Origin of the sequence: Clostridium sp., from assembly GCF_032576335.1 — a bacterium.
Taxonomy (GTDB): domain Bacteria; phylum Bacillota; class Clostridia; order Oscillospirales; family Acutalibacteraceae; genus Faecalispora.
The window spans coordinates 1-12398 of sequence record NZ_JAWFXC010000023.1 but is presented as its reverse complement, the minus strand read 5'-3'; the positions used below and the strand labels follow the sequence as shown (position 1 = coordinate 12398).

30 protein-coding genes are annotated in these 12398 nt (G+C 42.8%); all 30 read left to right on the top strand.

Annotated features, from left to right (window positions below; genetic code table 11):
- Positions 1 to 110 precede the first annotated feature (110 nt).
- Positions 111 to 383 carry a hypothetical protein gene (locus E7L17_RS14575; protein WP_316323862.1) on the top strand — a complete coding sequence of 91 codons (273 nt, stop codon included), beginning with the start codon at positions 111 to 113 and terminating at the stop codon, positions 381 to 383.
- 2 nt (positions 384 to 385) lie between these two features.
- Positions 386 to 619 (top strand): hypothetical protein, encoded by a 234-nt coding sequence (locus E7L17_RS14570; protein ID WP_316323861.1) that lies wholly within the window; start codon positions 386 to 388, stop codon positions 617 to 619.
- A gap of 251 nt (positions 620 to 870) precedes the next feature.
- Entirely contained in the window at positions 871 to 1059 is a 189-nt protein-coding gene (locus E7L17_RS14565; protein WP_316323860.1) for a hypothetical protein, read from the top strand.
- The gene (locus tag E7L17_RS14560; protein ID WP_316323859.1) at positions 1046 to 1288 is read left to right on the top strand and encodes a hypothetical protein; all 243 of its coding nucleotides are present in this window, start codon (positions 1046 to 1048) and stop codon (positions 1286 to 1288) included. The genes E7L17_RS14565 and E7L17_RS14560 overlap by 14 nt, the downstream gene beginning before the upstream one ends.
- The gene (locus tag E7L17_RS14555) at positions 1285 to 1437 is read left to right on the top strand and encodes a hypothetical protein (RefSeq protein WP_316323858.1); all 153 of its coding nucleotides are present in this window, start codon (positions 1285 to 1287) and stop codon (positions 1435 to 1437) included. The genes E7L17_RS14560 and E7L17_RS14555 overlap by 4 nt, the downstream gene beginning before the upstream one ends.
- Positions 1438 to 1601: 164 nt before the next feature.
- The gene (locus tag E7L17_RS14550; RefSeq protein WP_316323857.1) at positions 1602 to 1790 is read left to right on the top strand and encodes a hypothetical protein; all 189 of its coding nucleotides are present in this window, start codon (positions 1602 to 1604) and stop codon (positions 1788 to 1790) included.
- Between the two features lie 57 nt (positions 1791 to 1847).
- Complete coding sequence (locus tag E7L17_RS14545; protein ID WP_316323856.1) at positions 1848 to 2054, top strand: hypothetical protein; 207 nt, start codon at positions 1848 to 1850, stop codon at positions 2052 to 2054.
- A complete protein-coding gene (locus tag E7L17_RS14540) occupies positions 2047 to 2220 on the top strand; it encodes a hypothetical protein (RefSeq protein ID WP_316323855.1) in 174 nt (57 codons plus the stop codon). The genes E7L17_RS14545 and E7L17_RS14540 overlap by 8 nt, the downstream gene beginning before the upstream one ends.
- Positions 2213 to 2353, top strand: a complete 141-nt coding sequence (locus E7L17_RS14535; protein ID WP_316323854.1) for a hypothetical protein — start codon at positions 2213 to 2215, stop codon at positions 2351 to 2353. The genes E7L17_RS14540 and E7L17_RS14535 overlap by 8 nt, the downstream gene beginning before the upstream one ends.
- A 155-nt stretch (positions 2354 to 2508) precedes the next feature.
- Positions 2509 to 3045, top strand: coding sequence for an ERF family protein (locus E7L17_RS14530; protein ID WP_316323853.1), 537 nt, complete (start codon positions 2509 to 2511; stop codon positions 3043 to 3045).
- The gene (locus E7L17_RS14525; protein WP_316323852.1) at positions 3042 to 3575 is read left to right on the top strand and encodes a hypothetical protein; all 534 of its coding nucleotides are present in this window, start codon (positions 3042 to 3044) and stop codon (positions 3573 to 3575) included. The genes E7L17_RS14530 and E7L17_RS14525 overlap by 4 nt, the downstream gene beginning before the upstream one ends.
- Positions 3563 to 3847: a hypothetical protein gene (locus E7L17_RS14520; protein WP_316323851.1), complete on the top strand. Its 285-nt coding sequence runs from the start codon at positions 3563 to 3565 to the stop codon at positions 3845 to 3847. Before E7L17_RS14525 ends, E7L17_RS14520 begins: the two co-directional genes overlap by 13 nt.
- Positions 3848 to 3872: 25 nt before the next feature.
- The gene (locus E7L17_RS14515) at positions 3873 to 4523 is read left to right on the top strand and encodes a hypothetical protein (RefSeq protein ID WP_316323850.1); all 651 of its coding nucleotides are present in this window, start codon (positions 3873 to 3875) and stop codon (positions 4521 to 4523) included.
- Positions 4524 to 4949, top strand: coding sequence for a single-stranded DNA-binding protein (locus E7L17_RS14510; RefSeq protein ID WP_316323849.1), 426 nt, complete (start codon positions 4524 to 4526; stop codon positions 4947 to 4949). It begins immediately after the preceding gene.
- Positions 4950 to 4962: 13 nt separating this feature from the next.
- On the top strand, positions 4963 to 5760 hold the full coding sequence (locus tag E7L17_RS14505) for a phage replisome organizer N-terminal domain-containing protein (protein ID WP_316323848.1): 798 nt from the start codon (positions 4963 to 4965) through the stop codon (positions 5758 to 5760).
- Entirely contained in the window at positions 5757 to 7001 is a 1245-nt protein-coding gene (locus tag E7L17_RS14500; RefSeq protein WP_316323847.1) for a replicative DNA helicase, read from the top strand. Before E7L17_RS14505 ends, E7L17_RS14500 begins: the two co-directional genes overlap by 4 nt.
- On the top strand, positions 6994 to 7161 hold the full coding sequence (locus tag E7L17_RS14495; RefSeq protein WP_316323846.1) for a hypothetical protein: 168 nt from the start codon (positions 6994 to 6996) through the stop codon (positions 7159 to 7161). The genes E7L17_RS14500 and E7L17_RS14495 overlap by 8 nt, the downstream gene beginning before the upstream one ends.
- Positions 7158 to 7529 (top strand): hypothetical protein, encoded by a 372-nt coding sequence (locus E7L17_RS14490; protein ID WP_316323845.1) that lies wholly within the window; start codon positions 7158 to 7160, stop codon positions 7527 to 7529. Before E7L17_RS14495 ends, E7L17_RS14490 begins: the two co-directional genes overlap by 4 nt.
- Positions 7526 to 7699 carry a hypothetical protein gene (locus tag E7L17_RS14485; protein WP_316323844.1) on the top strand — a complete coding sequence of 58 codons (174 nt, stop codon included), beginning with the start codon at positions 7526 to 7528 and terminating at the stop codon, positions 7697 to 7699. The genes E7L17_RS14490 and E7L17_RS14485 overlap by 4 nt, the downstream gene beginning before the upstream one ends.
- An 85-nt stretch (positions 7700 to 7784) precedes the next feature.
- Positions 7785 to 8141 carry a hypothetical protein gene (locus E7L17_RS14480; protein WP_316323843.1) on the top strand — a complete coding sequence of 119 codons (357 nt, stop codon included), beginning with the start codon at positions 7785 to 7787 and terminating at the stop codon, positions 8139 to 8141.
- Between the two features lie 168 nt (positions 8142 to 8309).
- A complete protein-coding gene (locus E7L17_RS14475) occupies positions 8310 to 8741 on the top strand; it encodes a hypothetical protein (RefSeq protein WP_316323842.1) in 432 nt (143 codons plus the stop codon).
- A complete protein-coding gene (locus E7L17_RS14470; protein WP_316323841.1) occupies positions 8734 to 9045 on the top strand; it encodes a hypothetical protein in 312 nt (103 codons plus the stop codon). The genes E7L17_RS14475 and E7L17_RS14470 overlap by 8 nt, the downstream gene beginning before the upstream one ends.
- Complete coding sequence (locus E7L17_RS14465) at positions 9032 to 9208, top strand: hypothetical protein (RefSeq protein WP_316323840.1); 177 nt, start codon at positions 9032 to 9034, stop codon at positions 9206 to 9208. The genes E7L17_RS14470 and E7L17_RS14465 overlap by 14 nt, the downstream gene beginning before the upstream one ends.
- Complete coding sequence (locus tag E7L17_RS14460; protein ID WP_316323839.1) at positions 9205 to 9468, top strand: hypothetical protein; 264 nt, start codon at positions 9205 to 9207, stop codon at positions 9466 to 9468. The genes E7L17_RS14465 and E7L17_RS14460 overlap by 4 nt, the downstream gene beginning before the upstream one ends.
- Complete coding sequence (locus E7L17_RS14455; RefSeq protein WP_316323838.1) at positions 9461 to 9787, top strand: hypothetical protein; 327 nt, start codon at positions 9461 to 9463, stop codon at positions 9785 to 9787. The genes E7L17_RS14460 and E7L17_RS14455 overlap by 8 nt, the downstream gene beginning before the upstream one ends.
- Positions 9780 to 10250, top strand: coding sequence for an SAM-dependent methyltransferase (locus E7L17_RS14450; RefSeq protein ID WP_316323837.1), 471 nt, complete (start codon positions 9780 to 9782; stop codon positions 10248 to 10250). Before E7L17_RS14455 ends, E7L17_RS14450 begins: the two co-directional genes overlap by 8 nt.
- Positions 10247 to 10777: a dCTP deaminase gene (gene dcd / locus E7L17_RS14445; protein WP_316323836.1), complete on the top strand. Its 531-nt coding sequence runs from the start codon at positions 10247 to 10249 to the stop codon at positions 10775 to 10777. Before E7L17_RS14450 ends, dcd begins: the two co-directional genes overlap by 4 nt.
- Positions 10774 to 11433 carry a hypothetical protein gene (locus E7L17_RS14440; RefSeq protein ID WP_316323835.1) on the top strand — a complete coding sequence of 220 codons (660 nt, stop codon included), beginning with the start codon at positions 10774 to 10776 and terminating at the stop codon, positions 11431 to 11433. Before dcd ends, E7L17_RS14440 begins: the two co-directional genes overlap by 4 nt.
- Positions 11426 to 11875: a YopX family protein gene (locus E7L17_RS14435; protein ID WP_316323834.1), complete on the top strand. Its 450-nt coding sequence runs from the start codon at positions 11426 to 11428 to the stop codon at positions 11873 to 11875. The genes E7L17_RS14440 and E7L17_RS14435 overlap by 8 nt, the downstream gene beginning before the upstream one ends.
- Positions 11872 to 12300: a hypothetical protein gene (locus E7L17_RS14430; RefSeq protein WP_316323833.1), complete on the top strand. Its 429-nt coding sequence runs from the start codon at positions 11872 to 11874 to the stop codon at positions 12298 to 12300. Before E7L17_RS14435 ends, E7L17_RS14430 begins: the two co-directional genes overlap by 4 nt.
- The last annotated feature ends 98 nt before the right edge of the window (positions 12301 to 12398 follow it).

The window sequence follows — 12398 nt, the reverse complement described above, 5'->3', positions numbered from 1 at the left end:
AGTACGTCTACGACAAAGCTAAAAGCTGCGAAAAGCAAGTTCCGTCTTTCCGTTATTTTGATAGCGCTATTCCTGTGTTTCGGAAATTGATTAAATAGGGGGTCTAAATTTTGCAAAACATTCTCGCTCCGGAAGTTATCACAAAAAAAATCGATGAACTAAATGGCCTCGTCGATCAATACCCTGACTTTCTTCCGGTAGAAGTTGTATCTAGATTTTTGTGTGCTAAGTCTGATGGGATTAGAGCTTATATTGATAATGCACCTAACCCTTTTGGAATCTCTTGGCAACAAATGGGAAAGCAGAACAGGGCTTTTAAGATTCCTACCGTCAAGTTTTATTTATGGTATACAAACGGATTCGGTTACCGGAAGGAGGTGTAATTTTGGACGGATTAAAAGTACGGGAATGTTTAATTAGGCTTAAGCAGGCAGACAAAAACATTAGCCAACGCTGGCTTGTTCGACAACTGCGAAAAAACGGATTTGGTACTTTGTGGGAGCCTGCGTTTACAAACATACTGGACGGTTTAAAAACAGCTAGTAGTGAAGCAATACTTGAAACAGCTCTAGAGATACTGGAAAAAGAAGCAGATCGGCTGAACATACAGCTAAACTAATGGAATGCTGAAAGGACTGGAAACAATGGGAACACCACAAATTATTTTAATTGTACTTTATTCAATTAGTCTTTTAATTAACGCGAATTTACACGGCAAGCCCAAAGAAGGTAATTACAGCATATGGATAGCGCTTGCTAGTACAGCAATCTCTTTAGCCCTGCTTATATGGGGAGGATTTTTCAGCTAAAAAGAAGTTTAGCCAACAGGACGTCCAAAGGCACAACAAAAATAATTAAGGAGTGTCTTATATGGATGATATTTTAAACTACCCGCTGGGTGATTTTGAGACGGAAAGCTACTTGTTAGAGACTTTTAAAAGCATCATCATTGGCGAGGCCATGCGGATGAACTGCACCGGAGACAATAACGATTTTTTACTAAAATACTTCTGGCGTTGCTACAAATTCACAAAAGAGAGCAGGTATGACTTTGATTGACGTTGATGTTCTCACATTCGAAATACCCGACATTTTAACCACAGAGATTACCTATGACAGCAATACCCACAAGACCTTTATTAGAGGTTATCCCGATAACGCAGAGCACGCAATAGTTGTTTTGGCTGCATTAGTAAAAGTTTTGGTAGATAGCGATATATTAGAGCCAGACGAAGCCTTGGGGGTATGTGGATTTGCTGCCGGATTAGTGGAGGAGGAGTCACCATGAAAAACACATCGGTATTTATGCTTTGCATAGCTTTTGGCCTACTGCTTGTATCCTTTGGCACCTCAAACATTATTGGGATATTAGCATCTAGCGCGCTGTTTGGCTACTCTATGGCTGTGTGCTTAAAGTTTGAACCAAGGAGGCGGTAGAGTGTATATATCATGCTGCGACGGATGCCCTAACAAGCGTCACAAGGAGACGTGCCATCACAATTGCACCAAGTACAAAATTATCAAGGACATAAAAATAAACCAAGAAATCAAAGCAGATAGTTCCAATAAGGCCTATAAAGCAAACAAAAGGAGGGGCAGAAATGAAAGGATACGCTCCCGGAGTCTATGAAAACTTCCGCGCCGAGTGCTGCGCCGCAGACATTATGGAGTTCGGCGAAACCGAGTTGATTGTTGGTATCCAAAAAAACACAGAAGAACGCGAGAGAGATAGAGCTGACTGGCGCCGCCATTACCAAAAGAAAAAAGCCGCCAAGCTCTGCAAAGCTTAACGGCGCACAAGAAAACAAGTTATTTATATTAATACAACTTGAAAGGGGTTTTGTCAAGTGAATAGCTCCGAAAAAGTCATCAAATCCCAAAAAATACGGCTCAAAGCAATCGAGCGAGAGCACACCCGTGTCATGGAGTCTCTCAACTCTGCCCCCATATTAGGTGATAACCTACGTAGCATTATTGATATGCGGTATGAGACTTTAAAAGATGGGTGCAGGTGCAGAATTGCAGAAGAACAGGAGGCACAAAACAATGGATAACAAAGACATTATTATTCGTCAGGCTGCGAAAATTTTAGAACTGGAAGATGAACTGTCAAAAAAAGATGACCAATTAAAGAGTGCTAACCAATCTTTAATTACTTGGTACGACAGATGCCAAACGCTAGAGGCGGAAAAAACGCCGCAAGGTGAACCCAATGAATGACCACGGCTTAGACTTTGCCGAGCGCATGAGAGAGCGGCAGGAGCCGCCAGACCCATATATTAACGAGGAGGATTACGTTGATGGCTACTATAACGCCTTGCGTGGACTTCACCCGACACAAAGCGACGATTGAGATTAGATTTGTTAATGGTAATGAGTGCTGCGAGTGGTGCAATCTATCTTTTAAAAACCGCAAAAACCACTATGAATGCGCTTTGACAGGCGAGGAAATGGTTTCGCCAGGTGACAGCATCGGCTGGCAATGCCCGTTACGAAAGGATGTGCCAAATGAAAATAACTGAACAGCTTTCAGAGGTGCAAGCCAAACTTAAAGCACCTAAGAACCAAAAGAATAGCTTTGGCAATTACAACTATCGCTCCTGCGAAGATATTTTAGAAGCTGTAAAGCCGCTGCTAAAAGAAAATTCTTTGGTACTTACTTTGTGCGATAGCGTTGAAATTATCGGTGCTCGAATTTATGTAAAAGCGACTGCCCGGCTGCAAAACGCAGACGGCGAATCGATTGAAAACAGTGCTTATGCAAGGGAAGCGGAATCCAAAAAAGGCATGGACGATAGCCAGATAACTGGCACTGCATCAAGCTACGCTCGCAAATATGCTCTTAACGGTATGTTTTTGATTGATGATACTAAGGACGCAGACACCGACGAGCACAGCAGACAGCAACACAAGCCTCTTAAATGCTCACGATGTGGAGGCGACATTAAAGCTATGAGATATAAGGGAGTAGACCTTACTCCGCAAGAGGCCGCAGATAAGTTTGGAATTTGCTTAGATTGTATTAAAAGTGGTGTAAGTCAATGATTATCCAGTTTGATAAAGCACGGTGGACGCAAGACAGCGAGGGCTTTTGGCTTGCTTTGCGTGTTAAAGTTCCAGCCACCGCTAAGCAGTTTGTAGCACAACTACAAGACCGGTTGTATGATGCTGATTTAAAGCAACACCGGAAAAAGCGCTCACTTGATGCCAACGCTTACTTTTGGACGTTGTTAGGCAAGCTTGCCGCAAAACTACGGATGCCGGTTAACGAGCTTTATAGACACTATATCCGGGACGTAGGAGACAACTCGGTAACCGTACCTATACGTGATGACGCAAAAGCTCAATGGATAAAAAACTGGTCTAGTCATGGTATTGGGTGGGTGTGCGAGGACTTAGGCTCCAGCAAAATAGACGGATACAGTAACGTGATTTGCTATTACGGCTCGTCCACATACGACACCGCTCAAATGTCCAGATTAATTGAGTTGCTGGTGTTTGATTGCAAGGAAAACGATGTGGACACAGCCACACCCGATGAGATAGCAAGGATGGTGTCATTATGGACGGAGTAAAGTCTTGCTGGCTCTGCGGAGCGAACGGTAACGCTGACCCACTTGATAAGCACCATTTGTTCGGAGGCGCTTTACGCAAAAAGTCAGAGCGTGACGGCTTGTATGTTTACCTCTGCCATAACCAATGCCACATATTCGGACGCTACGCCGCCCACCAGTGCAAGGAAACTATGCAGCGATTACATGAGTATGGTGAACGCAAATGGCTGGCAGAGAGGCCAGAATCCACAATAGATGACTTTATTAGAGAGTATGGTAAAAATTATTTGTGAACGCCAACATAGCAGAAAGGGACAAATGAAATCTAAAATCCACGCAGGTGAAGCCTTCGGAAGGTTAACTGTTATTAAGCGAGAGGATAACGATAACCGAGGAAAAACTAAATGGCTATGTCATTGCTCTTGTGGGAAAGAAAAAGTGATTTTGGCAGATAGTTTAATTTCAGGTAAAACAAAAAGTTGCGGTTGCCTTAGAGCGGAAGTGTCGAACAAAAATGCAAAAGCAACACATGGGATGAGCGGCTCAAGATTGTGGGTAATATGGTGCGGTATGAAAAGCAGATGTAGTAATCCTAAAAACATAGCTTTCAAAAATTACGGTGCAATAGGAATTAAAGTTTGTGATTTATGGAGGGTTAATTTTTTAGAATTTTATAACTGGTCAATGCAAAACGGATATAAAGAACATTTAACAATTGACCGTATAAACACAAGTGGAAATTATGAGCCAGATAATTGTAGGTGGGCCACATATGAGCAACAGGAGAACAATCGAAGAAATACGGTTTACTTTACTGCTTGTGGAAACAAATTGCCTGTTTCGGAATGGTCCAGAAGGATAGGAATTTCTTCTTCCACGCTTCGATGGAGAATCGAAAAAGGATGGAACGAAAACGAAATTTTGATGCCTACTAGCTATAACAACAAAAACATACGGAGGAAAATTTAGATGCTGAATTTAAGTGTATTGCAAGGACGATTGGTTAGCGACCCTGAATTAAGACACACACAGAATGATGTTGCGGTAACGTCGTTTACGATTGCTAATGAGACTGGATATGGAGAAAAAAAGAAAACAAATTTTGTGGATGTGGTTGCGTGGAGAAGCACAGCAGAGCTGGTTTGTAAGTGGTTTACAAAAGGATCTGCAATCATTGTTCAAGGCTCGATTCAAACTCGCAGTTATACCGACAAGGACGGGAACAAGAGAAAAGTTTCTGAAATTGTGGCAGATAACGTACATTTTGCAGACTCGAAAAAGGATGGAGACGGCGGCAAGGCACAGGCGGCAAACTATCAACCGGAAGTGAGTTATACCACGGGGAATACAGGCGATTTTGAGGAAATTCCCACGGACGACGATCTACCGCTTTAGCGAGGTGATTTAAATGGCAGAAGTCAAATGGATTAAGATTGTTACTGATGTTTTTGACGACCAAAAAATACGGTTTATTGAAACACTCCCCAACGGTGATGCAATTGTTGTAATTTGGTTTAAATTGCTATGTTTGGCGGGGAAAAGTAACGCAAACGGATTTTTGATGATGACCGATAAAATTGCCTACACTGATGAAATTTTAGCTTCTGTTTTTGACCGTGACATAAAACTGATACAGCTTAGTTTAAGTACATTTCAAAAGCTGGATATGATTGAAATTATTGATAATAAAATCTATCTGTCCAACTGGGAAAAACACCAGAGCGCCGAAAAACTAAGTGAAATCAGAGAGCAAGGCCGGATACGACAAGCAAAACGCAGAGAAAAACTAAAAAGTAACGCAAATAGCGTGACACTAGCGTTACCAGAGCGTGACTGTAACATCGATGTAACGCAACAGAATAAGAAAGAGAATATAGATAAAGAAACAGATAGTATACCCCCTATATTCCCCAAGGGGATTGATGCACGGTTTTCAAAGTTTTGGGATGCTTACCCTAAAAAGGTAGGCAAGGGAGCAGCGGAAAAGGCTTTTAAAAAATACAAGCCGGATGATTGCTTATTGGATAAAATGCTTTCTGCACTGTCAGCACAAAAGAAGTCTGACCAGTGGCAAAAAGAGGGCGGGCAGTTTGTACCATATCCCACAACATGGCTAAACCAAAAGCGCTGGGAAGATGAAGCGGAATGTTCTTCTGTACAGGGAAACAGTGATTATGATTCTTGGGGAGGCATTAGGAGGCTATGAACCAGCAGACGTACAACGCGGAGGCTGCCATCATTGGAGGGCTAATGGTGTTTCCGGATGAGTGCTATATTGCCTTGGAAGATTTGGCGCCGTCAGATTTTGAAAATCCATTAGCAGCTACGGTGTTCGAAAAGCTAGTTGAAGCTAAATCCAAAAACGAATCCTTTGATGGCCCTATCATGATTACACTGCTTGAAGATACGGAAACCAAGAGATACGTTTTAATGTGTTCAGAAGCCTTTCTAGGCACTTCGAACTACGATGCCTATATCAACATAGTTAAGCGAGAAAGTGGGCGCAGGAGGCTTACAGGAGCATTACACGACATGTTGTTGTGTGGGATTGATTACAACACAACAATTAGTAATCTGGAAAAGCTGATAGAAAAAGAAAAAAGCCCTGATAAAAGAGGTAACAAGGATTATTTAATTGAGTATATCGAGCAACTCTATGAGCCGGTAAATCCTAACGACCGAATAAAATTAGGCTTTAAAACTCTTGACCGCAATCTTGGAGGCCTACGAAAAGGCTCACTGTGCTACATAGGGGCTTACCCTAGCACAGGAAAAACGTGTTTAGCTATTAACGCGGCCATCCGTAACGTCGGAAAAAAGATATTATTCTTCAGTTTGGAAATGTCGAAAGAACAGATTTTAGACAGGTGGATGGCTGCTAGGTTAAGTCTTGATTATGAGCAAATAGACAGAAAAACTCTTACAGAGCAACAGCAAAGCAGAATTAGAGCAGAAATTGATAGTTTGTATTCTGACGGTAACTTACTAATTGTGGACGATTTGTATTCCGTTGAAGCCATGGCCGGTAAAATTTCAAGATTTAAACCAGATTTGGTGTTTGTGGATTTTTTGCAAAACATGCGAACTTCTGAAAGGTTTCAATCACGTAAAAATCAAGTCGATTATATATCCGCAGAGTTAAAACGCATTGCTAGAGTAACCAAATGCTCCATGATTGTTTTGTCACAACTTAAAAGACCGGACGACGATAAAAAAATTAAAAAGCCTAGTATGACCAGCCTAAAAGAGTCAGGGAACCTTGAAGCTGATGGAGATTACATTATGTTGATGTATCGGCCTTACGTGCTGGATAAGGGCGGACAATACTCACCGGAGCAAACGGAAGTCTTGCTCGATAAAAATAAGTACGGGAAGTGCGGTGTAGTAGAAATGCGATTCGACGGACAGTATCAACGCTTTTCGGAGGTGGAAACCCGCTATGACTAAGCTAGAGGCACTAAAAACCGTTGTTAGAGTAAGAGGCGATCTGCTTGACCTATATCGATGTGATAGTTTGAGACGAGCAAAGATAAAGGTCATGGATGCAGATTTAACGGCAGTGCTAATAAAACTGCGAGATTTACCGGATGACGAGGTGACAGCATGACGTTTACTATCCCATATCCTCACAGCAAATCAGGCAAGAGCGCATTTTGTAAACGATTTGGTTTTAATGCGGTATATGCAGGTAAACATTGGAGCAAGCGTCGAGAGGATGCAGAGTATTTGCACGGCATGGTAAAGGCCGCATTGCTGCAACAAGGTATACGGCACAATATGTTTGATAACCCGGTATCAATTACATTTTATTGGGACGACCGATTGGACATAGACAATCACGCTTACATGGGTAAGTTGTTTGTGGATGGGATTAAGGGATATCTTTTGCAAGATGATGACAGGCGGTACTTAAGAGAGGTGCACCACAAATTCCATGACGGCGGTAACATTTTGGTGGAGATAACCCCAGCGTGAGCAAGCAAACAGGCACCTGCTACCACTGCTACCGAGAGTATGCAGTTTGTGCGATAAGGATATGCCCAGCAAAACAAAAGCCCGTGTGCGTGTACTGCTGTCTTAAGTGCGGTAAGCATACAGAGCCGGGCGTAGGGGTAGGGTGCGAGCTGATACAATCAAAAATATAAGTCATAGGTACCGGTTTAAAGGCGCGCCGCCTCCATGACGATGGAGGGACTATGACACCGCCTATTAGCGGAAAGGAGAATAACGATGGATCGTTTAACTGATGCAATCATTACGGTAAACCTTTTACCAAGTAATTATAATTTGAGAATTGATGAAGAAAACGCAATAGATAAAGTGGTTAGAGCTGCGGTTGCGTTTAATGCAGAGAATTTACGCCCCGCCCCGGAAAACAATCCCCTAACCCTTGACCAGATCCGGCAGATGGATGGGCAGCCGGTGTATATCAAAGATATCCCGCCATACGACTATGAAGCTTGGAAAATTATCAGCAATATTGATGATGAGCAAGTCGATTTTACAGAAGGCGACGGATATAGGTTGAGTGGCTACAACAAAACGTGGATTGCCTACGCCAGAAAGCCCAAACAGGAGGAAAAGTAATGCGAATGTACAGGGTTTGCTTAAAGTGCAAAAAGAAATATAGTATCCCGCTTTGGGCTATGCGTCACATGACATATCAGGAGTACAGCTACTGCAATGAGTGCTACAAACAAGAAGAGGGCAAGTCGAGAGGCTTATTCGCCCGCATAATGACAAGGAGAGGGAAAAATGGACGCTAAACAACTTGCAGAGATTAAGGCAAGAGAGCAGGCGGCTACAAAAGGCCCGTGGATGGGAATTGGATATCATGTTTTGACTGAGTGCAGAAATTATGAAGATGAAATATGCGAAACGGAATGTATATGTGATGCTGATTTTATAATTCACGCCCGCACCGATATTCCCGCCCTGGTTGCAGAGGTGGAACGGCTGACGGAAGAAAACTCGAATTTAAAAGAAATCATGTCGCCTGTTAAACTTGCTCAAATCGCTATGATGCAGATTGATTTTAAGCGATTACAGGCTGAAAAAGCCACACTGGAAAGGGCGCTGGGTATGATGCGTACAGTTGCAATTCGCTCTAAAAACATACATCCAAGTTGGTTTACAACAGATTATTTCATCCAGCAAGCGCAGGAACAGGAGGGACATCATGCCTGAAATGACACCGCTTGAAGCGGCTAGATTACTGGAAATGGACGCTAGAGATTGTATGTATATCTCAAAAATTAAAATCAATATAGCAAAACGGTTAGCCGCCTCATACCTCCGCAAAATCGCCAACGGAGAGTATAAGCAGGTGGTGCACGCACGGTGGATAGAATCTGACACAGGTTGGTATTACTGTTCTAAATGCGGTGATAGTTGTGGAGCGCTAGGGGATGAAACGCCTTTTAAGTCGGAGCATTGCCCAATATGCGGTGCTGTGATGGACGGAAAGGATGATACAAATGGCGATTCGTGAAGTTGATGAAGCTCTAATCAAAGAAGCTCTGTTGTTAAAATCAAACAATCCGAACGATTTTAGCCCCGGGTTGTTGAAAAGAAGATTTTTCCCGTTATGTACTCGTGTCTTAAACGAATTGATGGATGCTCTGGAACAAAGGGAAAAGGAGAACAGCTTATGAACACAAAATACTTAGCACAAGCTTTAAATATAAGCATTTCTGAACTCTCTACAATTACCGGATATTCTCGTCAAACACTATACCGGCTCATAGACCACAGGCATCCAGTTAACAAGCGGCGTTTTGATACTGCTGTTAAGTCTTTAATTTTGCACAGTGATATAATTACGGAAAAAGAGATAGGCGAAGCCAAGCAAAGAGAAAGAGCTAGAATGCGCGCTATTGAATCTCTTAAAAACGAGGTGACTTACATTGTCTAACATACTCCAAACCCTACTAGACACCTACCAGCAAAACCCCGCCGCTGCTCTCGCTCTGATTCCAGAGTTGGGGCAAGCGGTGGAGGATGGCAAGATTATAGAGCCGCCGTGCAAGGTTGGGGATACGGTTTATTGCACAAACACTGGGAAAATCAAAGAAGCCGAAGTTACTTCATTCGGTGGATATGGCGCAACGGTTTGGTTTACTCTCGACGTTTCAAAAAATGTGCAATGGACTATCAGGAGATTTGGCAAAACCGTATTCCTGACTAGAGAAGCCGCGGAGCAGGCACTAAAGGAGCGTGGGAAAAATGGATAAACCAATTTTAGACGCTTGCTGCGGTAGCCGTATGTTTTGGTTTGACAAGCAAAATCAAGATACGGTTTTTATGGATAACCGCGAATTGGAAGATACGCTTTGTGACGGCCGCGAACTGAAAGTGAAACCGGATGTGTTGGCCGATTTTCGTAACATACCGTTTCCTGATGGTACATTTCGGTTGGTTATGTTTGACCCTCCACACCTTATTAGAGCCGGAGAAAAGTCTTGGCTTGCCAAAAAATACGGGAAACTATCTGCTGACACTTGGCAACAGGACATAAAACAAGGCTTTACAGAGTGCGTGAGAGTTCTTAAACCACAAGGGGTATTGATATTCAAATGGAATGAAGAACAAATCAGTTTGAGGCAGTTGCTTGATGCGGTAGAAATGAAGCCTTTATTCGGCAACAGGAAGAGTAAAACACATTGGCTCGTTTTCATGAAAGCTGGTGAATTATGATACTCTCCGGTCAAGAAATCTACCGCAAACTAAATTCAAGCATCACCATAGAGCCGTTCAAGCCTAGCAGACTAAACCCCAACAGCTACAACCTCACCCTGCATAATGAGCTGATGGTGTATGACAATCCGGTGCTTGATATGCGTAAACCTAACAAAGCGCACATACTCACAATCCCGGAAACTGGATTAGAGCTAAAGCCCGGACTTCTCTACTTAGGCCGCACAGTGGAGTACACCAAAACAGAGGGATATGTTCCGATGCTCGAGGGTCGTTCCTCTGTTGGGCGCCTTGGAATGTGCATACACGCAACGGCTGGGTTCGGGGACGTAGGATTTGCAGGATTTTGGACACTAGAAATCTTTGTTGTGCAGCCGTTGGTTATTTACCCCGGTGTGGAGATATGCCAGATTTATTACCACGCCTTAGAGGGAGATTACACTCCGTACCGCAGTGGTAAGTACCAGCACAACACAGGGATACAAGCAAGCATGATGTATAAGGATTTTGAGAGGGGTGCGAAATGATTAAGCCAGTATTGTTTAATACAGAAGAGGTAAAAGCAACGCTTGATGGTAGAAAAACTGCTAAAAGACTGGTTGTGAAGCCGCCGTATTTTGTAGACACGCCGGGAACGCCTATGCCAATGCGATCTGCTCCAAAGGGTAGTTATGTATATCGTCAAGTTGGCACGATGCCTTACCCGGAGTTTATTTACAACCCCGGTGACATCCTCTATGTGAGGGAAACGTTCGCAGAGTTATGCAGAACAGATGAAAACGGATATACCCATTACGACGAATCTTTTTATCTCTACGCAGCCGACAATCCGCAAATCGACCTTTACGACGCAAACGGTTTTCTTCTGGATGATCAGCGTATCAAGTGGAAACCATCCATCCATATGCCCAAAGCAGCCGCAAGAATCTTCCTGCGTGTGACCGATGTGAGGATAAAGAAATTACAAGATATGTATTTGGTAGATTTTATAAGAGAAGGTGTACAGCTTACGGATAAATACGAAAGTAATCTTGTAACGCAAGGAATTTGTGCGCGGCACGCTTTTATTGACATTTGGAACAGCACATTAAAAAAGGATTCCGATTGTACATGGATGCACAACCCTTGGGTATGGGTAATTGAGTTTGAGAGGATAAGCAAGGAGGATGCTTACAATGTATGAGATTTTGTTTAGAGGATTTTATAAGGACCCAAAAGAAAGCGGAAAAATATTCCTCAACGGGGAATGGGTAAACGGCAAATGGGTTTATGGAGGAACATGGAAAAACGCTAGAGGACAGCGGTTTATTACCGAAGATGACGGATGCAGCGGGTTCTCGGTTATCCCCGAAACCGTAGGGCAGTTTACAGGCGGTGTAGAGTTTAGCCATAATGAGCAAAATGAAACCCTTGGAAGAAACATTTTTGAGGGTGATATTGTACAAATATCGTCAGGATATAGTAAAAGCACAGGAAACTTTTTGCTGATCTGGAATGATGAAATATCAGGATTTAGCTGGAAACATCTTAGCGGTAAACAGAAGTTTTTTGATGAAGAAATCGTTGGGATGAAAGTCATTGGTAACCGCTGGGATAACCCGGAGTTGTTGGAGGGTGCATCATGACAAACAAAGATGTATTAGAGCAGTACACGGCGGTGTTGGCAGAGTGCAGGTCACTGGAAAAAGAATTGTTTGGTTTGCGTGATAAGGGCGTGGAGTATGTAACTGATGCAGTAAGCGGATGCCCGGACTATCCTCCATACGGTGTGCGCTCAGTCAAGATTGCAGGGATGACGCAAGACCCGGAAGTTAAGCGGCAGGTAAATCAAATAGAATCTAACCTTGAACAACAATACAAGAACGCTCTATTCTGGCGCAACAAAGCAGAAAGCATATTAACTACTGTTGGAAATGCTAAAGGAAGAGTTATCCTGCGATACAAATATGTTGATGGGTTGGAGTGGAACGAGATAGCAGACAAATTAAACGACGGCAGCACAATGGACAGTTTGAGGATGTATGCAAAAAGAATTTTAGAAAATATTTGAAATGTTCGGTATGTTCGTTTATATAGTGATATAATTAAATTGTAGAGTTATACCTACACAACATATTGTGTTTTATGGTTCATCCGAATAGCGGAAAC